Here is an 18,620-nt window from a genome sequence, read left to right as displayed (position 1 = left end):
GAGCATGGACATCACAGCAGCCAGCGCCCTCGTCACCGGCGGATCCTCGGGCATCGGGGAAGCAGTGTGCCGCCAGCTCGCGGAGCGCGGAGCCAGGGTCGTCGTCGCCGACATCCAGGAGGGCCCGGGCCAGGCCCTGGCGGAGGAGATCGGCGGCACCTTCGCGAAGGTCGACGTCACCGACACCTCCCAGATCGAGCAGGCGGTGAGCCTCGCCGGCGAGCTCGGACCACTGCGGGTGCTGGTCAACTCGGCCGGCATCGGCTGGGCGCAGCGCACGATCGGGCGTGACGGCAGTGTCGAGTCGGCGCACGACCTGGATGCGTACAAGAAGGTGCTGGCGATCAACCTGATCGGCACCTTCGACTGCATCCGGGTGGCGGGCTCGGCGATGAGCGCGCTCGACCCGACCGAGTCCGGGGAGCGTGGCGCGATCGTGTCCATGGCTTCGGTCGCAGCGTTCGACGGACAGATCGGACAGGCGGCGTACAGCGCCTCGAAGGGCGGCGTGGTGGGGATGACCCTGCCGGTCGCCCGGGACCTCTCGGCCGCGGGCATCCGCGTCAACACGATCGCGCCGGGCCTGATCGACACCCCGATCTACGGCGACGGCGAGCAGGCCGAGCAGTTCAAGGCGAAGCTGGGGGAATCGGTTCTCTTCCCCAAGCGCCTCGGGCAGCCCTCCGAGCTCGCCTCGATGGTCCTCGAGGCCGTGACGAACTCCTACCTCAATGCGGAGGTCATCCGCGTCGACGGCGGCATCCGCATGCCTCCCAAGTGATCGGAGCCTGAGCATGAGCACGTTGTCCTCCCTCGCTGCCCGAGTCGGCGGCGCCGTCTCCGCCCTGCCCTTCGTGGGCGGCCACGGGCAGGCATGGGACCTGACCGGCAAGGTCGTGCTGGTCACCGGCGGTGCGCGCGGCATCGGTGCTGCTGCTGCCGCTGAGCTCGTACGCCGCGGCGCGGTGCCGGTGCTCGCCGACGTCGACACCGATGCGGCCGCTGCGACCGCGACGAACCTGGCGGACCTCGGGCTCGTGGACCCGCTCGTCGTCACCTGCGACGTGACCGACCTGTCCTCGTGCGAGGCGGCTGTGAGAGCCGCGGTGGAGCGCCACGGGCGACTCGACATCGTCTGGGCCAACGCGGGCATCGGCACGGGAGGTCCCGTGGAGCTGATGGATGTCGAGGGGTGGGCGCGGGTCGTGGAGGTGAACCTCCTGGGCGCCTTCCGCACGGTCCGCGCGGCCCTGCCTGCGATCATCGACGCGAAGGGGCACGTGGTGGTCACGTGCTCGCTGGCGAGCTTCGCGCACGCACCGGGACTCTCGGCGTACGCGGCGTCGAAGGCCGGCGCCGAGGCGTTCGCCGACTCGCTGCGCAGCGAGGTCGCGCACCAGGGCGTGACGGTGCAGGCAGTCCACCCCACCTGGATCGACACCGACATGGTGCGCGACGGTGACGAGGAGAACGACGCCTTCGCCGCGATGCGCGCGTCGCTGAAGCCGCCGGTCGACAAGACCTATCCGCTCGCGGACGTCATCCCGACGCTCGTGGACGGGATGGCCGCACGGGACTCCCGCACCTTCCTGCCGGGCTTCGTGGGTCTCGCGTTCCAGCTGCGCAACGCGCTCAACTCGCGTCCTCTCGTGCGCGACCAGGAGCGCGCGGCGAAGAAGATGCGCGGTCTGTTCGCCGCGCAGGTCGAGCGGGAGGGCGCACGGCGGGCGTCGATGGGCAGGCGCTGGTCCTGAGGTGACCGCCGGGGTCGCTCAGGGACCGACGAGGTCCAGCCGGACGGCGGCGATGTCGCCCGCGTCGTCGGTGTAGAGGTCGACCGCGAACCACTGCGCACACGACTCGATGGAGCGAGCGCCCGGCATCACCGCAAGCTGCTGGTCGACGTCGTAGCCCTCGAGCGGCGCGGTGGGGTCGGCGGCGCACTGGTCGTGCTCTCCCGCGACCGTGACGAAGATCCCGGTGTCCTGCTGCTCGCGCAGCGCGCGCTGCGCCTGCTGGGTGACCTGGCGCAGCGCGCTGAGGAAGCGGTCGCGCCCGGCGTACCCCTCGGTGGGCAGCAACCAGCGGCGCGGGTTGCCCAGGTCGCTGCCACTGAGCGTGCGTCGCACCTCGGTGCCCAGGCCGAGATCGACCTCGTCGGCGAAGTCGACGGTGCCCGCGGCCTGGGTGTCGGGACGCAGTGCGAAGTTCACGAACTGTCCGATGAGCTCGCCCTGCTCGGCGTCGGGCAGCGTCGGGAGATCACCCTCGCGGCTGCCTCCGCCGCCGAGACTCCGGTCGGGGGGCATCGACGACGCCGAACTGTCCGTGGAGGACGGCGCTGCGGGCACGCTCGGGTCCGACGGTGATGTGTCACCGCTGCATCCGCCCAGCAGCAGCGCACCGGCCGTCAGGACGGCGGTCGCGAGGGGACGGAGAGCGCGGCGGGACACGCCGCGACCCTACTCAGCGGCCCTCGCACCCAGGCCGAGGCTTGCAGGGACCGGCCTGCGGTGTGACGCAGCAGGGGAGCCGGACGTACGCTCGGTCGCTGTCATGACTGCTGCAGCCGAGCCCCGCACCTACGAGGTCAAGACCTACGGGTGCCAGATGAACGTCCACGACTCCGAGCGCCTCACGGGCCTCCTGGAGGACGCCGGCTACACGAGCGCGCCCGCGGGTGAGCAGGCCGACGTGGTCGTCTTCAACACCTGCGCCGTGCGCGAGAACGCCGACAACCGCCTCTACGGCAACCTCGGCCACCTCGCCCCGGTCAAGGCAGGCAGGCCTGGCATGCAGATCGCGGTCGGCGGCTGTCTGGCGCAGAAGGACCGCGACACCATCACGAAGAAGGCGCCCTGGGTCGATGTCGTCTTCGGCACGCACAACATCGGCTCCCTACCGGCGCTGCTGGAGCGGGCGCGCGTCCAGGAGGAGGCCCAGGTCGAGATCCTCGAGAGCCTCGAGGTCTTCCCCTCCACGCTGCCGACGAAGCGGGAGTCCGCGTACGCCGCCTGGGTCTCGATCTCCGTCGGCTGCAACAACACCTGCACCTTCTGCATCGTCCCGAGCCTGCGCGGCAAGGAGCGCGACCGCCGCCCGGGGGAGGTGCTCGCCGAGATCGAGGCCCTCGTCGCCGACGGCGTCTCCGAGGTCACGCTGCTCGGGCAGAACGTGAACTCCTACGGCGTCGAGTTCGGCGACCGTCAGGCCTTCTCCAAGCTGCTGCGCGCGTGCGGCGAGATCGACGGTCTCGAGCGGGTGCGCTTCACCAGCCCGCACCCGGCCGCGTTCACCGACGACGTCATCGCCGCCATGGCCGAGACGCCGAATGTCATGCCCCAGCTGCACATGCCGCTGCAGTCCGGCTCCGACCGCGTCCTGAAGGCGATGCGCCGTTCGTACCGCTCGGAGCGGTTCCTGGGCATCCTCGACCGTGTCCGTGCCGCGATGCCCGAGGCCGCGATCAGCACCGACATCATCGTGGGCTTCCCCGGCGAGACCGAGGAGGACTTCGAGGAGACGATGCGCGTCGTGGCCGCCTCCCGGTTCGCGCAGGCCTTCACCTTCCAGTACTCCCCACGTCCCGGCACGCCCGCTGCCGAGCTCGAGGACCAGGTGCCGAAGAAGGTCGTGCAGGCCCGCTACGAGCGCCTGGTCGAGCTCGTCAACGACATCGCCTGGGAGGAGAACAAGCGGCAGGTCGGCCGTCACCTCGAGCTGATGGTCGCGGAGGGCCAGGGCCGCAAGGACGACGCCACCCAGCGGCTGTCGGGCCGCGCACCCGACAACCGGCTGGTGCACTTCCGGCCCGTCGACGCCGACGGGTCCTCGGTCGACGTACGCCCCGGTGACACCGTCCTCGTCGAGGTCACCTACGCCGCGCCCCACCACCTCAACGCCGACGGACCGGTGCTCGAGGTGCGGCGTACGCGCTCCGGCGACGCGTGGCAGCGTCGACAGGACCAGCCCGAGACCGGCGGCCAGGGCGTCTCGCTCGGCCTGCCCGGCATCGGCGTCCCGCCGCCGCTGCCTCCCGTGACGACCCCCTGCGGCTGAGGGGTCACCGTGCCCGCCGAGCAGCCGACCATCCTCGCCACCTCCGGCGGGGCCGTCGCCGACCCTCGGCTGCGGTGGCGGCCCGGTCCGCTCACCGAGCTGGCCGTCGACCTCTCCGGCGTCGAGGGCACCCCGAAAGTCTGCTTCCTCGCGACCGCGCTCGGCGACGACCAGAGCACGATCAGCGCCTTCTACGCCGCCGCCACGGCCCGCGGCTGGCAGCCCAGCCACCTGCAGCTCTTCCCGATGCCCAACCACGCCGACGTCGCCGCCCACCTGTGCGACGTGGACGTGGTCTGGGTGTGGGGCGGGTCGGTCGCCGGCCTGCTCGCGATGTGGCGCATGCACGGCGTCGACACCGCCGTACGCACCGCCTGGCAGCGAGGCGTCGTGCTGACCGGCGTCTCGGCAGGCTCGATCTGCTGGCACGCAGGAGGCACGACCGACTCCTACGGTCCCGACCTGCGTCCGGTCACCGACGGACTCGGGCTGGTGCCGTACAGCAACGGGGTGCACTACGACTCCGAGGAGCAGCGGCGGCCGCTGTTCCAGTCGCTGGTCGCCGACGGGACCCTGCCCGACGGCTACGCCACCGACGACGGGGCAGGCGTCCTCTACCGCGGCACCGAGATGGTGGGTGCCTACGCCGAGCGACGCTCCGCGGGGGCGTACGCGGTGCGACGGACCGCCGACGGTCGGGCGGAGGAGACGGCGCTCGACATCGAACGGCTCTGACGTCCCAGAGGCCCCGGACGCCCCAGTCGTCCTCAGTCGTCGTCAGTCGTCGCCAAGGGCCTCGCGCTGCTGCTCCATGCGGCGCTCCGAGGTCACCCCGTCGGGGATCGCCGTGTCGGGTGTCTGCGCCGCCTTCGGCTGGTCGGCCGGCAGCGGCGCCTCATCGCGCGGGGTCGAGAGGTCGAGTGCCGTCGGGGAGGCGTCGATGCCGCCCGCGGCGCGGGGTGGCTGGGTGTCGTCGACGGTCACGTCGGGCATGTCACCGAGCTCGCTCATGGTGTGAGCATCACCACTCGCCGCGAATCTCAATCAGCCGGGTGCCTCGGACGGCGCCTCGGGGTCGCCGGAGTCCGGGCCCTCGTCGTCGGTCGACCGCTCCTGCTCGCCGAGCTTCTGCGAGACCGCGGAGTCCTCGGTCTGCGCCGCACGCGGCTGGTCCGTCGGCAGGGGTGGCTCCTCGCGGGGTGAGGAGAGGTCCTTCGCCGTCGGTGCGTTGTCCTGACGACCCGGTGCCCGCGGCGGTTGCGACTCATCGACGGTCGGCTCGGGCTGGTCTCCCAGGTCTCGGCTCATGGGCTCACCCTGTCCAGCCGAGCCGCACGCCACACCCGCAGCGGCGGGACACGTCACTGAGAGGATCCGGGCGTGCCCACACACCTCCCGCCCGTCGTGCTGCTGGTCGGTCCGACCGCGTCGGGCAAGACGGGGCTGAGCCTCGACCTGGCCGAGCGGCTCGACGGCGAGATCGTCAACACCGACGCCATGCAGCTCTACCGCGGCATGGACATCGGCACCGCGAAGCTGCCGGTCGCCGAGCGTCGCGGCATCCCCCACCACCTGCTCGACGTGCTCGAGGTGCACGAGGCGGCCTCCGTGGCACAGTTCCAGGCCTGGGCGCGTGACGCCGTCGCCGACATCCGGGGGAGGGGGCGTACGCCGATCCTCGTCGGGGGGTCGGCGCTCTACAACCGCGCCGTCGTCGACCAGTTCACCTTCCCCGGCACCGACCCGGACCTGCGCGCCGAGGTGGAGGCCGAGGTCGACCGTGACGGACTCGTGGCCGCGTACGCCCGCCTGGCCGACGCCGATCCCGCGGCGGCCGCGGCCATCGAGCCCGGCAACCGGCGCCGGGTGGTCCGGGCGCTGGAGGTGATCGCCCTCACCGGGCGGCCGTTCAGCGCCACGCTGCCGCGGCAGGCGTACGCGCTCGAGGGCGTCGTGCAGATCGGCATCGACATCCCTCGCGAAGTCGTCGACGACCGCATCGGGCAGCGGGTGGACGCGATGTGGCGCGCCGGACTCCTCGACGAGGTCGAGTCGCTGCTCGCGCGCGGGCTGCGGGAGTCGCGTACGGCGGCCGCGGCGATCGGCTACCGGCAGGCGGTGGACCAGCTCGACGGGACACTGACCGAGGAGCAGGCGCAGGCCGACACGGCGACGGCGACCAGACGGTTCGTCCGCCGCCAGCTCGCCTGGTGGCGCAAGGACCCCCGCATCACCTGGCTGCCCCACGACCACCCCGAGGCGGCTGACCAGGCAGCATCCTGGATCGTCGGTGGTCGCTCGTAGTCTGGACGCATGAGACCGGTCTCCGACATCGAGCGTCGCGTCGCCCCCTTCGAGGTCGTCAGCGACTACTCACCCTCCGGCGACCAGCCGACCGCGATCAAGGCGATCTCCGAGCGCATCAACGGCGGTGAGAGCGACGTCGTGCTGCTGGGCGCGACCGGCACCGGCAAGACCGCCACCGTCGCGTGGGTCGCGGAGCAGCTGCAGCGTCCGATGCTGGTGATGCAGCCCAACAAGACACTCGCGGCACAGTTCGCGAACGAGCTGCGACAACTCTTCCCGAACAACGCGGTGGAGTACTTCGTCTCCTACTACGACTACTACCAGCCCGAGGCGTACGTCCCCCAGACCGACACCTACATCGAGAAGGACTCCTCGATCAACGAGGAGGTGGAGCGGCTCCGGCACTCCGCCACCAACTCGCTGCTGACCCGGCGCGACACGATCGTGGTCTCGACCGTCTCCTGCATCTACGGCCTCGGCACGCCGCAGGAGTACGTCGACCGCATGCTGCGGCTCAAGGTCGGCGACGAGCGCGACCGCGACTCGATCCTGCGCCAGCTCGTGGAGATCCAGTACACGCGCAACGACCTGTCCTTCACCCGCGGCACCTTCCGGGTGCGCGGCGACACCCTGGAGATCTTCCCGGTCTACGAGGAGATGGCGATCCGGGTGGAGTTCTTCGGCGACGAGATCGAGCGGTTGATGACGCTCCACCCGATCACCGGCGACGTCATCAGCGAGGACACCGAGGTCTACGTCTTCCCCGCCACCCACTACGTGGCCGGTCCCGAGCGCATGGAGCGCGCCATCAAGGGCATCGAGGCCGAGCTCGAGGAGCGGCTGGCGGAGTTCGAGGCGCAGGGCAAGCTGCTGGAGGCGCAGCGGCTGCGGATGCGCACCACCTACGACATCGAGATGATGCGGCAGGTCGGCTCCTGCTCGGGCATCGAGAACTACTCGATGCACATCGACGGGCGCAGCCGCGGGTCGGCGTCGAACTGTCTGCTCGACTACTTCCCCGAGGACTTCGTGCTCGTGGTCGACGAGTCGCACGTCGCGGTGCCGCAGATCGGCGGCATGTACGAGGGCGACATGAGCCGCAAGCGCAACCTCGTCGACCACGGCTTCCGGTTGCCCTCCGCGATGGACAACCGCCCGCTGAAGTGGGAGGAGTTCCTCGAGCGCATCGGCCAGACGATCTACCTCTCGGCGACCCCGGGCGACTACGAGATGGCCAAGACCGGCGGGGAGTTCGTCGAGCAGATCATCCGGCCGACCGGGCTGATCGACCCCGAGGTGCTCGTACGCCCCACGAAGGGTCAGATCGACGACCTGCTGCACGAGATCGGCCTGCGGGTCGAGCGCAACGAGCGTGTGCTGGTCACGACCCTGACCAAGAAGATGAGCGAGGACCTCACCGACTACCTCCTCGAGCACGGTGTCCGCACGCGCTACCTGCACTCCGAGGTCGACACCCTGCGGCGCATCGAGCTTCTGCGCGAGCTGCGGATGGGGGAGTACGACGTGCTGGTCGGCATCAACCTGCTCCGCGAGGGCCTGGACCTGCCCGAGGTCTCGCTGGTCGCGATCCTCGACGCCGACAAGGAGGGCTTCCTCCGCTCGGACAAGTCGCTGATCCAGACGATCGGTCGCGCGGCGCGCAACGTGTCCGGCCAGGTCGTGATGTACGCCGACAAGGTCACCCCCTCGATGGAGCTCGCCATCGACGAGACCAACCGACGGCGCGAGAAGCAGATCGCCTACAACACCGAGCGCGGTGTCGACCCCCAGCCGCTGCGCAAGAAGATCGCCGACATCACCGAGATGCTGGCCCGCGAGGACGAGACGACCCAGGAGCTGCTCAAGACCTGGCAGGGCACCGGGGCGCGTGGCGACAAGTCCAAGAAGGCGCCGGTCCCGGGTCTGTCGAAGATGGGCGGCGCACCCGATCGCGCCGACATGCCCTCCGCCGAGCTCGCGCAGCTGGTGCAGGAGCTCACCGAGCAGATGCACACCGCCGCGGCCGAGCTGCAGTTCGAGGTGGCAGCCCGGCTCAGGGACGAGATCGGCGACCTGAAGAAGGAGCTCCGGCAGATGATGGAGGCCGGCGTCAGCTGAGCCACGGCAGACTGTGAGCGTGGACATCCCCGACCCGCTGCTGGTCGTGCTCGGCCTCGGTGTGCTGGTGCTCGGCGGTGACCTGCTGGTGCGCGGCGCGACGGGCATCGCCCGCCACGCGGGGCTCTCCACCCTCGTCACGGGCCTCACGGTCGTGGCCTTCGCGACCTCGGCGCCGGAGATGGCGGTGTCGGTCGACGCCGTCCTCGACGACCGGGGTGGTCTGGCGGTCGGCAACGTCGTGGGCAGCAACATCGCCCTGGTGCTGCTCATCCTCGGCTCCGCCGCGGTGCTGCTGCCGCTGCTCGTGCAGGCGGCGCTGGTCCGCGTCGACCTGCCCGTGCTCGTGGCCTTCTCGGTCGCCCTGCTCGTGCTGGCGCTCGACGGCAACCTCTCGCGACTCGACGGTCTGCTCCTGCTCGCAGCCACCGCGGTCTACCTCGTCGTCCTCGTCCGGACGCGCGGGGACGACACCACCGGCGCGACGGCCCCGGCGGAGGAGGCAGGACCGACGACGTCGTTGCCGATGTCGCTCCTGGCGTTGGCCGCCGGGCTGGCTCTCCTCGTCGGCGGGGCGCGCGCCCTGGTCGCGGGAGCCGCCGGCATCGCGAGCAGTCTGGGCGTCTCCGATCTCGTCATCGGGTTGACCGTGGTCGCGATCGGCACGTCGGTGCCCGAGCTCGTGACCGTCCTGGTGGCGGTGGCCAAGGGCGACCGCGACATGGCCGTGGGCAACGTGGTCGGCAGCGGCATCGCCAACATCGGTCTCGTGCTGGGCGTCACCGGGCTGGTCGCCCCCGACGGTGTCCCGGTCGCCGGGGCCGCCGTGGCGCTCGACATCCCCCTCATGCTCGCCTCGGCGGTCGTGCTGATCCCGATCGCCTTCACCGGGCTGGCGATCGCGCGCTGGGAGGGTGCGCTCTTCCTGGCGCTCTACGTGGCGTACACGGCGTACGTGCTGCTCGACGCGGCGGACCACGACGCGCTGCGGGACTTCGAGCTGGTGATGGTGTGGTTCGTCCTGCCGCTGCTGGGGGTCGTGCTGGTCGCCCTCACGTCCTACGAGCTCGGGAGACGCCGCGGTGGGGGGCACCCGCTCGTGCCGCGCTGACGCGTACGCGCGCCCCCGCCCCTCACCCGTCGTCCAGCTCCTCCGGGGGGTCCTCTCGCGGGCCGGGTGGTCTGTCGGGGCCGTCGGTGTCGGCGTGCCTCGTGAGCCAGTTCGCCAGGAGCGGGGTGACCGCGAGCATGACGACGATGCGTACGACCTGCAGCGTCAGCACGAAGGTCACGTCGGCGCCGGCCCCGGCGGCCAGCGGCAGCACGGCGAAGAGCCCTCCGGGTGTGGTGGCGAGGTACGCGGTCAGCTGGCTCACCCCGGTCACCGCGGCCAGCGCGACGCCCATCAGGCCGGAGCCGGCGATGACCACGACGATCGCGACCATCGCCCACGGCAGCAGCCGCGCGACGTGACGGATGGAGGAGCGGGTGAAGCGCAGGCCGACCGCCACCCCGATCACGACGTACGCCCCCTGCTCGAGCAGCGCCGGGACGGCCGGCTCCCCGAATGCTCCGGTCGCCGAGAGCGTCGCGGCGATGGCCAGCGGTGCGAGGAGGGCCGCCGCCGGCAGCGGGACGAGACGGGCGAAGAGTAGGCCGCCGACGATCGAGACGGCGGAGACCGCGAGGCCCGCGCCCAGCGTCCCGTCTCCGCCTGCAACGCCGGTGCCCCCGTCGCCGGCGGCATCGAAGAACAGTCCGGCGATGACGGGGAGGCTGAGCACGACGACGAGCACGCGCACGTACTGCACGACCGCGACGGTGCGATCGTCCGCCCCGACGTCGCGGGCGATCGCGACGACCCCCGAGGCGCCACCGGCGACCATCGAGCAGATGCCGGTCGCGCGATCGACGTGGGGGAGCAGCGCCAGCAGGCGACCCGTGGCGATGCTCAGCCCCAGGGTGCCGACCACGACCAGCGTCACCGCGACCCAGTTCTCGGCGAGGCGGGTGATCGTGCCGACCTGCACGATGGCACCGATGACCACGCCGATCGCGGCCTGGCCGACCCGGAAGAGGGCTGCGGGGAACGACAGTGGTGCGGTGAGCCGCGGGGCTCCCAGCGACAGCGCGACGGTCCCGACCAGCGCCCCGAACAACACCGGCGAGGGAAGGCCGATGAGCAGACACGCCGCCGTGGCCGCCGCGACGGCCGCCGTCACGAGCACCCAACGCCCCAGGAGCCCGGGCCCGGACTCCGCCCCGCCGTCGACCGCCACCCCGTGACTCTCGCAGAGACGGCCTCGGCACCCGTCCGACCCACCCCCAGGGCCCGGGCATGACCGACGGAGCAGGCGGGCAGACCTGAACCATGACCACCACGAACAGCACCGACCTCGGCCGTCCGACCGACGGCAACGTCATCGACCTCATCCTCGCCGACCACCGTCGGTTCGAGGACCTCCTGCGCGACCTCCGCGGCGACAAGGACGGGCGCCGCGCCGCCCTCGACGCCTTCGCCACCCTGCACGTGGCACACGCCCACGCCGAGGAGTCCGAGGTCTACCCGGTCGTGAAGAAGAAGGACGGCGTCGATGCCGACGAGGCCGAGCACGGGACCGAGGAGCACGCTGAGGGCAACGAGGCGCTGCTGAAGGTCATGGAGCTCGACGCCCTCGAGGGGGAGGACTTCGAGGAGGCGGCCGAGCACCTCGGCGAGATGATCAACCACCACCTCGGCGAGGAGGAGATCAACATCCTCACGCCCGCCCGCGAGTCCATGGCGGCCGACCGCATGGCCGAGCTCGGCAAGGCCTTCTGCGACAAGCGCAACCAGATCATCGACGAGGGCGTCGACATCGACCGCGTCCGGTCCATCGTGAACAAGGCTGAGGACAAGGGTCTGCTTGACTGACGTGGCATGAGCCACGTCACGTCCGCGGGAGACACACCGGACCACGTCGACCTCGTCGTGGTGGGGGCGGGCCCGACGGGCCTCTACGCCGCCTACTACGCGGGGTTCCGCGGTCTGAGCGTGGCCGTGGTCGACTCGTTGCCGGAGCTCGGCGGGCAGGTCACGGCGCTGTACCCGGAGAAGAAGATCTTCGACGTCGCGGGCTTCCCGGTCATCAAGGGTCGGGAGCTGGTCGCGGGCCTGGTCGAGCAGGCCGCGGCGAGTGAGCCGACGTACCTGCTCGGACGCACCGCGGTCACGATCGAACCGGTGCTGGGCGTCGACGGGGAGCCGACCGGCCTCGAGATCGGCCTGGGCGGTGACGGGCACGACATGACCGGGTCGACGCGGGGACTCACCTGCGGGGCCGCCCTGGTCACCGCCGGCATCGGCACCTTCGCACCGCGGCCACTGCCCGCAGCGGAGACGTGGCAGGGCGCCGGCATCGAGTTCTTCGTGCCCTCCCTCGACCCGTACGTCGACGCCGACGTCGTCATCGTCGGGGGTGGCGACTCCGCGTTCGACTGGGCACTGCACCTGCACGAGGTCGCTCGGACCGTGACGCTGGTGCACCGTCGCGACCGGTTCCGCGCGCACCAGGCGACGATCGACGCGGTGCGTGAGGCGGGCGTACGCATCGTGGCCCCGGCCGAGGTCGTCGCCCTGCGTGACAGCGAGGGCGGTGACGGGAGCTCGGGCTCGCCCCTGGCCTGCGTCGAGGTCGAGCTGGGCGCCCGCGGCGAGGAGAAGCGCCGCGAGGTCCTCGCGGCGCACCAGGTCGTCGCGGCCCTCGGGTTCCTCGCCGACATCTCCGCGCTGAAGGAGTGGGGCCTGGACCTGGACGCCCGGCACGTCCGCGTCGACACGACGATGGCGACCAGCGTGCCCCGCGTGTACGCCGCGGGCGACATCACCGAGTACCCCGGCAAGGTGCGGCTGATCTCGGTCGGCTTCGGGGAAGCGGCCACGGCCGTCAACAACATCGCCGTCACCCTGGACCCGGAGTCCTCGCTGTTCCCCGGACACTCCAGCGACGTCTGAGACGGGCGGGGGCCCACCGGCCCCCGGGCGCTGTGATGACCCCCACCGTGCCCCCGGCCCGGGGCCGGCGCGTGACAGAATCGGCCGGTCCGACCTGCCCGCGGTCAGCGGGTTCCCAGAGCAGAGAGAGGGGTCCGGTGCGCGTCGCGCTGCTGTCCTACCGGAGCAAGTCCCACGTCGGCGGCCAGGGCGTGTACGTCCGTCACCTCTCGCGCGAGCTCGTCGCGCTCGGGCACGACGTCGAGGTGCTCTCCGCGCAGCCCTACCCCGAGCTCGACCCGGGCGTACGCCTGACGAAGGTCCCCTCGCTGGACCTCTACCGCGACGACGACCCGTTCCGTACGCCCCATCCGCGCGAGCTGCTGCAGCGCCGCGACCCCGTCGACCTGCTCGAGCTGGCGACGATGTGGCTGGGTCGGTTCCCCGAGCCGCGCACCTTCGCCCTGCGCGTGGAGCGCCTCCTGCGCGACCGTCTGGTGGCGGAGCCCGCGGCGCGACCGCACGTCGTTCACGACAACCAGACTCTCGCGCCCGGGGTGCTGCGGCTGCGCCACCTGGGGCTGCCGCTGGTGACCACGATCCACCACCCGATCAGCCACGACCGCCGTGTGGACCTCGCCGCCGCGCCCTCGCGTCGACGACGCCAGGCGCTGAAGCGCTGGTACTCCTTCGTGGAGATGCAGGCGCGCACCGCGCGGCAGGTGGGCCGGGTGCTGACGGTCTCACGCAGCTCCGAGGCCGACATCGTCCGCGACTTCGCCGTGGACCCCGCCGCCGTGACCGTCGTGCCGCTCGGCGTGGAGGAGGACGTGTGGGCGCCGCCGACAGGTCCTCGTACGCCGGGCCGCCTGGTCGCCATGGCCAGCGCCGACACCCCGATGAAGGGCGTCGACGTGCTCCTGCGCGCGGTCGCGCAGCTGCGTGACCGCGCCGCGACCGAGGGGCGTACGCAGCCGCTGGAGCTCGTGCTCGTCTCGAAGCCGAAGCCACGCGGCCGCACCGAGCGGCTCCTGGACGAGCTCGACCTCGGTGACGTCGTACGCTTCGTGTCCGGGGTCTCCGACGCCGAGCTGGCCGCCCTCGTCGGATCGGCCGAGATCGCGTGCGTCCCGTCGCTGTACGAAGGCTTCTCCCTGCCGACCGCCGAGGCCATGTCGTGCGGGACGCCGCTCGTGGTCAGCCGCGCCGGCGCGATCCCCGAGGTCGTCGGTGAGGACGGAGTCTGCGCCGACCTGGTGCCGCCGGGCGACGTGGATGCGCTCACCGACGCGCTCGAGGCGCTGCTGGCCGACCCCGAGCGACGTGCGCGCCTGGGCGCCGCCGGTCGCGCCCGGGTGCTCGAGCGCTTCTCCTGGCGCGCGGTCGCGCGTGCCACCGCTGCCGTGTACGCCGAGGAGATCGCCGCCTCGGGTCACGCCCTGCCCGCCGACGACCCAGCGCGGACGACTGCCGACCTCATCCCGTCCATCCCCTCACCGAGCCTCGCAGGAGAACGCTGATGCTCACCGTCGACTTCGACCGGCTCGGGCTGCGGCCCGGCGAGCGCGTGCTGGACATGGGCTGCGGCGCCGGCCGCCACGCCTTCGAGATGTATCGCCGCGGTGCCGACGTCATCGCCTTCGACCAGGACGCCGACGAGCTCTCCGACGTGGCCGAGTTCTTCGCCGCGATGCGGGACTCCGGCGACCTCCCCGCCGGTGCCGAGGCGGACGTCAAGCAGGGTGACGCGCTCTCCCTGCCGTTCGGCGACGGCGAGTTCGACCGCATCGTGTGCGCCGAGGTGCTTGAGCACATCCCCGCCGACGAGCAGGCCATCGCCGAGCTCGCGCGCGTGCTGCGCCCGGGCGGCACGATCGCCGTCACCGTGCCGCGGTGGGGCCCGGAGAAGGTGTGCTGGGCGCTCTCGGAGGCCTACCACTCCAACGAGGGCGGCCACGTACGCATCTACCGCGGCCACGAGCTGATCGAGAAGCTGGCGGCCGTCGGGCTCGTGCACGAGCGCACCACCCACACGCACGGGCTCCACGCGCCGTACTGGTGGCTCAAGTGCGCCGTCGGCGTCGACCGCGACAAGCACCCGCTGGTGCGGGGGTACCACCAGGTGCTGGTGTGGGACATCGTCGGCACCAGGGGCCTCTCGCGCCTGACCCGGCTGGCCGAGCGCGCGCTGAGCCCGGCGATCGGCAAGTCGATGGTGCTGTACCTGCACAAGCCGGCCGTGCCGGCCGGGGCTGGTCGGGCTGCCGGGGACTCCGCCCGGCCCGATGCGTCCGTGCAGGCTCGCTGAGCCGGTGCTGCTGCCGACACAGCCGTCCGTACCGCACCTGCCGGGCGTCCTGACGAAGCACGACGTGCGCGCCACCGGCGCCTCGATCGTCGCGGTCCAGGAAGCCGACGGGGCGATCCCCTGGAGCCGCGCGGACCGTACCGACGTGTGGAACCACGTCGAGGCCGCCATGGCCCTCGTGGTGACCGGTCATCTGACCGCGGCGCACCAGGCGTATGAGTGGTGCGCGGCGACGCAGCGCGAGGACGGCTCCTGGCCCATGCGCACCACGATGGGCGAGGTCGACGACACCTCCGGCGAGACGAACATGAGTGCCTACCTCGCCGTCGGCGTGTGGCACCACTGGCTGGTGCGCCGCGACCGTCGCTTCGTGGACAGGATGTGGCCGCACGTACGCGCCGGGCTGGACTTCGTCGTCGCGCTGCAGCAGCCCGTCGGCGGGATCGCCTGGTCGGTCGACCCGCAGGGGCGTACGAATCGCGAGATGCTGCTGACCGCCTCCAGCTCGATCCACCAGTCGCTCGGCGCCGGCCTGGCGCTGGCGGGGCTCGTGGACGACCCGCAGCCGCACTGGGAGCTCGCGCTCGGCCGGCTCGGGCACGCGCTGCGCGAGCACCGCGACGCCTTCGAGGATCTCTCCCACTTCGCGATGGACTGGTACTACCCGGTGCTGGGCGGGGCCGTCCGTGGCGAGCCCGCCCGCGAGCTGCTGCGCGGCGCGCTGTGGGACCGGTTCGTGACCCCCGGCGTCGGGATCCGGTGCGTCGTCCCGAACGAGTGGTGGACCGGTGCCGAGACGTGCGAGCTGGTGATGGCGCTGCACGCGGTGGGTGAGGAGTCAGCGGCGCGGGCGTTGTTCGCCGACATGCAGCACCTGAGGCACCGGGCGGGGGGCTACTGGACCGGCTTCGTCGAGCCCGACCGCGTGAACTGGCCCCGCCAGCAGACGACCTTCACTGCGGCGGCGGTCGTGCTCGCCGCCGACCAGCTCTCGGGCACCACCCCCGGCGCGGACATCATGGTCGGCCGCACCCTGGTGACCGCCGCGCCCGAGATCGGGCTCGGCTGCGGTTGCCCGGACGACCCCGAGGTGCGCGATCGCACCGCGGAGCCGTCGCGCCGGCACGCCCCCGCCCGCTGAGAGGACACAGAATCACGCCGAGAGGGCAGGAAATCACGCCGAGACGGCAGAGAATCACGCCGAGAGGGCAGAGAATCACGCCGAGAGGGCAAAGAATCACGCCGAGACGGCAGAGAATCACGCCCACGAGGCACGAGACCATGTCGAGACCCGTCGTGGGCTTGGGGCGAGTGCGTCATCTGCGACCGACCGGCCGTGATTTTCTGCCCTCTCGCGAGAACTTTGTGCCCTCTCGCGGAAACTTTGTGCCCTCTCGGCGTGATGGTGTGCCCTCTCGCGGTCAGGTGCGGGTCAGGGCGCGCAGGGACCCCAGCGCAGCCGTCTCGCGCCAGGCGCCCGATGCCAGGGCCCGCTGGTGGACCCGCCACGGCGGTTGGCCTCCCTCGGCCGGGTCGCTGAACACGTCGTGGATCACCAGCGTCCCGCCGGGCACCACCCACGGAGCGAACCCGTCGAAGTCGTTGCCGACGTGCTCGTCGGTGTGACCGCCGTCGACGAACAGCAGCCCCAGCGGCGTACGCCAGTGCCGCGCGACGACCGTGTTGTGCCCGACCACCGGCACGACCACGTCCTCGAGTCCCGCGTCGACGAGCGTCGCACGCAGGAACGGCAGCGTGTCGATGCGTCCGGTGCGGGGGTCGACGAGGTCGGGTTCGTGGTACTCCCAGCCCGGCTGGTTCTCCTCCGAGCCGTGGTGGTGGTCGAGGGTGAAGACCGTCGCGGGTGCGCCGTCGTCGGTGCCGGCCGCCGTCGCGGCGCGGGCCGCGGCACCGAGCAGCACCGTGGACCTGCCGCACCACGACCCGACCTCCAGGCCGGGACCGCGCCGTAGCGCCTCGGTGGCGATGTCGACCAGCAGCTCACCCTCGTCGCGAGGCATGAACCCGCGGACGCCCCACGCGTACGCCACCAGCGCCGCCGGGTCCGCCGGATCCGCGGGAGGGGCGGGCAGGTCTGCCGGATCGGGGCCGTGCGGGCTCACACCGCGGCCCGCTGGGCCTGCTGCCACCGCCGGTGGTGCCAGGTCAGGAAGCGCTCGATGCCGTGGACCGCATGGGCGCTGCGCACGCTCGGCAGCACGTCGAAACCGTGCTGCGCCCCGGGCAGCTCGGCGTAGACGACGGCCTTCTGCGACTCCTCGCGCAACCGACGGACGAACGCGTGCGCCATGCCCGGGTCGACGAGGGAGTCGCGACCGCCGTGGAGCACGAAGAAGTCCGGCGCGTCCGCGTCCACCTGCAGCAGCGGTGAGGCCTCCTCGTAGTCCGCCATGTGCTGCTGCGGATCGCGCTGGAAGATGCGCTCGGCGAGGAACTCGTCACGCAGGCGCGCGGCATGCCGCGAGCCGCTCGTGCCGGCCATGTCGTACACGCCGTAGTGCGGCACGCACGCGGTGACGGAGGTGTCGGCGTCCTCGAAGCCGGGCTGCCAGTCCGACTTGCCGGGGGTGAGGGCCGCGAGCGAGGCGAGGTGGCCGCCGGCCGACCCGCCGGTGATGGCGACGTAGGAGGGGTCGCCGCCGTAGGTGCCGATCTCCTCGCGGATCCAGGCCAGCGCCCGCTTGACGTCCACGACCTGGGCGGGCCAGGCGTCGCGCGGTGCCAGCCGGTAGTTCAGGGCCACGCAGACCCAGCCCTGCTGGGCCATGTGGACCATCAGCGGCACGCCCTGGTGCTCCTTCTCGCCGAGCGTCCACGCTCCTCCGTGCACCTGCAGCAGCACGGGCGCGCCCCGGACCTCGCCGTCGGGGTAGTAGACGTCGAGCAGGCCGCGCTTGCCGGCGGGGGAGTAGCGCACGTCGTGGTGCCGGTGCACGCCCTCGGTCTGCCGGGGGCTCAGCCGCGGCCCCTCCAGCAGCTGCTGGGCGAACTGTCGGGTCTGCGTCGCGGGTGCGGGGAGGTCCTCGTCCCAGCCGGCTCCGAGGCCGACGCGCAACGCGTCGTCGACGACGCGGCGGGCGCGCTGCCCCTCGGCGCTCAACCAGGCCAGACCTGCGGCGTTCACCGCGCCGAGCGCGAGGGCGAGGCGGTCCGGCGTACGCCCGGTCGCGCGGCACCAGGTGAGGTACAGCGCCGCGTCGAGGGCCTGCCCGGCGAGCAGCTGGGGTGCCAGCTCGGAGACGAGCCAGCCGGGCGCGAACGCGGCCACACCGCTGCGGAAGCCGCGCGGCGGGGCGAGAGCGTTGGCTACGAGCCCCGCCGTGCCCAGCTGCGTCAGCAGGGCGGGGCGGGGGATGCGTACGCCGAGAGGTCCAGACACGCCGTCACCCTAGTGAACGCCGTCACCGGGTGCTGGCGGTGTGGGTGTCCGGGTGCGCCGGACGTGACCGCGTCGGGTCAGCGCAGCCCGACCTTGCGCGAGCACACGGGCCATGCCCGCCAGCCCTGTCGCGCCTGGACGTCCTGGGCGGTGCGGATCTGCTCCAGCTTCGTCGCCTGGTGGGCGTAGCGGGCGTACTTCGTGCCGCCGAAGCCGCGCCAGGTCGAGGCGCTGAACTGCAGGCCGCCGTAGTAGCCGTTGCCCGTGTTGATCTTCCAGTTGCCACCGGACTCGCACTGGGCGAGACGCTCCCAGCCCCGCAGGGTGGTCGGTCGCGCGTCGGCGCTGACCGCGGTGGCGGGGATGAGTCCGCCGGTCAGCACCAGGACGGTGCCGGCAGTGAGGGCGCGTACGCGCACGGGGCCTCCAGAGGCTCGCTTGTGTCTCGGATCGGA

Annotated in this window: 19 protein-coding genes; 12 read left to right on the top strand and 7 right to left on the bottom strand. The window is 72.1% G+C overall.

Annotated features, from left to right (window positions below; genetic code table 11):
• Window positions 1-4: 4 nt before the first annotated feature.
• Together KLP28_00660 and KLP28_00655 are read left to right on the top strand one after the other, a co-directional pair.
• Window positions 5-781 (top strand): SDR family NAD(P)-dependent oxidoreductase, encoded by a 777-nt coding sequence (locus KLP28_00660; GenBank protein ID QWC85336.1) that lies wholly within the window; start codon window positions 5-7, stop codon window positions 779-781.
• A 13-nt stretch (window positions 782-794) separates the two neighbouring features.
• Window positions 795-1,754, top strand: a complete 960-nt coding sequence (locus tag KLP28_00655; GenBank protein ID QWC85335.1) for an SDR family NAD(P)-dependent oxidoreductase — start codon at window positions 795-797, stop codon at window positions 1,752-1,754.
• An 18-nt stretch (window positions 1,755-1,772) separates the two neighbouring features.
• On the opposite strand, the gene KLP28_00650 is transcribed toward KLP28_00655, so the two are convergent.
• Complete coding sequence (locus KLP28_00650; protein QWC85334.1) at window positions 1,773-2,309, bottom strand: hypothetical protein; 537 nt, start codon at window positions 2,307-2,309, stop codon at window positions 1,773-1,775.
• A 247-nt stretch (window positions 2,310-2,556) separates the two neighbouring features.
• Between KLP28_00650 and miaB the strand changes: the two genes are divergently transcribed.
• On the top strand, window positions 2,557-4,059 hold the full coding sequence (miaB, locus tag KLP28_00645; GenBank protein ID QWC85333.1) for a tRNA (N6-isopentenyl adenosine(37)-C2)-methylthiotransferase MiaB: 1,503 nt from the start codon (window positions 2,557-2,559) through the stop codon (window positions 4,057-4,059).
• A gap of 9 nt (window positions 4,060-4,068) precedes the next feature.
• Window positions 4,069-4,794, top strand: a complete 726-nt coding sequence (locus tag KLP28_00640) for a peptidase E (protein QWC85332.1) — start codon at window positions 4,069-4,071, stop codon at window positions 4,792-4,794.
• Between the two features lie 42 nt (window positions 4,795-4,836).
• Here KLP28_00640 and KLP28_00635 read toward each other — a convergent pair whose 3' ends face one another.
• Together KLP28_00635 and KLP28_00630 are read right to left on the bottom strand one after the other, a co-directional pair.
• The gene (locus tag KLP28_00635) at window positions 4,837-5,070 is read right to left on the bottom strand and encodes a hypothetical protein (GenBank protein ID QWC85331.1); all 234 of its coding nucleotides are present in this window, start codon (window positions 5,068-5,070) and stop codon (window positions 4,837-4,839) included.
• A 33-nt stretch (window positions 5,071-5,103) separates the two neighbouring features.
• A complete protein-coding gene (locus KLP28_00630) occupies window positions 5,104-5,367 on the bottom strand; it encodes a hypothetical protein (GenBank protein QWC85330.1) in 264 nt (87 codons plus the stop codon).
• A gap of 72 nt (window positions 5,368-5,439) precedes the next feature.
• On the opposite strand from KLP28_00630, the gene miaA reads away from it, so the two are divergent.
• Genes miaA through KLP28_00615 form a run of 3 tightly spaced genes read left to right on the top strand, consistent with a single transcriptional unit; the run spans window position 5,440 to window position 9,595 of the window.
• On the top strand, window positions 5,440-6,363 hold the full coding sequence (miaA, locus tag KLP28_00625; GenBank protein QWC85329.1) for a tRNA (adenosine(37)-N6)-dimethylallyltransferase MiaA: 924 nt from the start codon (window positions 5,440-5,442) through the stop codon (window positions 6,361-6,363).
• A gap of 9 nt (window positions 6,364-6,372) precedes the next feature.
• Window positions 6,373-8,484 (top strand): excinuclease ABC subunit UvrB, encoded by a 2,112-nt coding sequence (gene uvrB, locus KLP28_00620; GenBank protein QWC85328.1) that lies wholly within the window; start codon window positions 6,373-6,375, stop codon window positions 8,482-8,484.
• Window positions 8,485-8,503: 19 nt separating this feature from the next.
• Window positions 8,504-9,595, top strand: coding sequence for a calcium/sodium antiporter (locus tag KLP28_00615; protein ID QWC85327.1), 1,092 nt, complete (start codon window positions 8,504-8,506; stop codon window positions 9,593-9,595).
• Window positions 9,596-9,617: 22 nt separating this feature from the next.
• Here the strand turns inward: KLP28_00615 and KLP28_00610 are convergent, their stop codons facing one another.
• Window positions 9,618-10,763, bottom strand: a complete 1,146-nt coding sequence (locus KLP28_00610; protein QWC85326.1) for an AbrB family transcriptional regulator — start codon at window positions 10,761-10,763, stop codon at window positions 9,618-9,620.
• Between the two features lie 92 nt (window positions 10,764-10,855).
• Here KLP28_00610 and KLP28_00605 point away from each other — a divergent pair, with 92 nt between their 5' ends.
• The 5 genes from KLP28_00605 (at window position 10,856) to KLP28_00585 (ending at window position 15,906) form a co-directional block, all read left to right on the top strand.
• Entirely contained in the window at window positions 10,856-11,398 is a 543-nt protein-coding gene (locus tag KLP28_00605; GenBank protein QWC85325.1) for a hemerythrin domain-containing protein, read from the top strand.
• Window positions 11,399-11,404: 6 nt separating this feature from the next.
• Window positions 11,405-12,478, top strand: a complete 1,074-nt coding sequence (locus KLP28_00600) for an NAD(P)/FAD-dependent oxidoreductase (protein QWC85324.1) — start codon at window positions 11,405-11,407, stop codon at window positions 12,476-12,478.
• Window positions 12,479-12,615: 137 nt separating this feature from the next.
• Window positions 12,616-13,977, top strand: coding sequence for a glycosyltransferase family 4 protein (locus KLP28_00595; protein ID QWC85323.1), 1,362 nt, complete (start codon window positions 12,616-12,618; stop codon window positions 13,975-13,977).
• Window positions 13,977-14,765 (top strand): methyltransferase domain-containing protein, encoded by a 789-nt coding sequence (locus tag KLP28_00590; protein QWC85322.1) that lies wholly within the window; start codon window positions 13,977-13,979, stop codon window positions 14,763-14,765. Before KLP28_00595 ends, KLP28_00590 begins: the two co-directional genes overlap by 1 nt.
• Before the next feature lie 4 nt (window positions 14,766-14,769).
• A complete protein-coding gene (locus KLP28_00585) occupies window positions 14,770-15,906 on the top strand; it encodes a prenyltransferase (GenBank protein QWC85321.1) in 1,137 nt (378 codons plus the stop codon).
• Window positions 15,907-16,186: 280 nt separating this feature from the next.
• Here the strand turns inward: KLP28_00585 and KLP28_00580 are convergent, their stop codons facing one another.
• The 3 genes from KLP28_00580 to KLP28_00570 all read right to left on the bottom strand — a co-directional run bounded on the left by KLP28_00580 (window position 16,187) and on the right by KLP28_00570 (window position 18,584).
• The gene (locus KLP28_00580; protein ID QWC86710.1) at window positions 16,187-16,786 is read right to left on the bottom strand and encodes a class I SAM-dependent methyltransferase; all 600 of its coding nucleotides are present in this window, start codon (window positions 16,784-16,786) and stop codon (window positions 16,187-16,189) included.
• Window positions 16,787-16,884: 98 nt separating this feature from the next.
• Entirely contained in the window at window positions 16,885-18,126 is a 1,242-nt protein-coding gene (locus tag KLP28_00575; protein ID QWC86709.1) for an alpha/beta hydrolase, read from the bottom strand.
• 116 nt (window positions 18,127-18,242) lie between these two features.
• Window positions 18,243-18,584 carry a transglycosylase family protein gene (locus KLP28_00570; GenBank protein ID QWC85320.1) on the bottom strand — a complete coding sequence of 114 codons (342 nt, stop codon included), beginning with the start codon at window positions 18,582-18,584 and terminating at the stop codon, window positions 18,243-18,245.
• Between the last annotated feature and the right edge of the window lie 36 nt (window positions 18,585-18,620).

Source organism: Nocardioidaceae bacterium, assembly GCA_018672315.1.
Classification (GTDB): domain Bacteria; phylum Actinomycetota; class Actinomycetes; order Propionibacteriales; family Nocardioidaceae; genus TYQ2.
Note: the sequence above shows the minus strand (reverse complement) of the source record. Positions and strands in the feature narration are given on the sequence as shown.

Bases quoted from the DNA above. Each gene is read 5' to 3' on its own strand.
- KLP28_00660 (QWC85336.1), top strand. From the start codon at position 5: ATGGACATCACAGCAGCCAGCGCCCTCGTCACCGGCGGATCCTCGGGC.
- KLP28_00655 (QWC85335.1), top strand. From the start codon at position 795: ATGAGCACGTTGTCCTCCCTCGCTGCCCGAGTCGGCGGCGCCGTCTCC.
- KLP28_00650 (QWC85334.1), bottom strand. From the start codon at position 2,309: ATGCCCCCCGACCGGAGTCTCGGCGGCGGAGGCAGCCGCGAGGGTGAT.
- miaB (QWC85333.1), top strand. From the start codon at position 2,557: ATGACTGCTGCAGCCGAGCCCCGCACCTACGAGGTCAAGACCTACGGG.
- KLP28_00635 (QWC85331.1), bottom strand. From the start codon at position 5,070: ATGAGCGAGCTCGGTGACATGCCCGACGTGACCGTCGACGACACCCAG.
- KLP28_00630 (QWC85330.1), bottom strand. From the start codon at position 5,367: ATGAGCCGAGACCTGGGAGACCAGCCCGAGCCGACCGTCGATGAGTCG.
- uvrB (QWC85328.1), top strand. From the start codon at position 6,373: ATGAGACCGGTCTCCGACATCGAGCGTCGCGTCGCCCCCTTCGAGGTC.
- KLP28_00605 (QWC85325.1), top strand. From the start codon at position 10,856: ATGACCACCACGAACAGCACCGACCTCGGCCGTCCGACCGACGGCAAC.
- KLP28_00600 (QWC85324.1), top strand. From the start codon at position 11,405: ATGAGCCACGTCACGTCCGCGGGAGACACACCGGACCACGTCGACCTC.
- KLP28_00590 (QWC85322.1), top strand. From the start codon at position 13,977: ATGCTCACCGTCGACTTCGACCGGCTCGGGCTGCGGCCCGGCGAGCGC.
- KLP28_00580 (QWC86710.1), bottom strand. From the start codon at position 16,786: ATGCCTCGCGACGAGGGTGAGCTGCTGGTCGACATCGCCACCGAGGCG.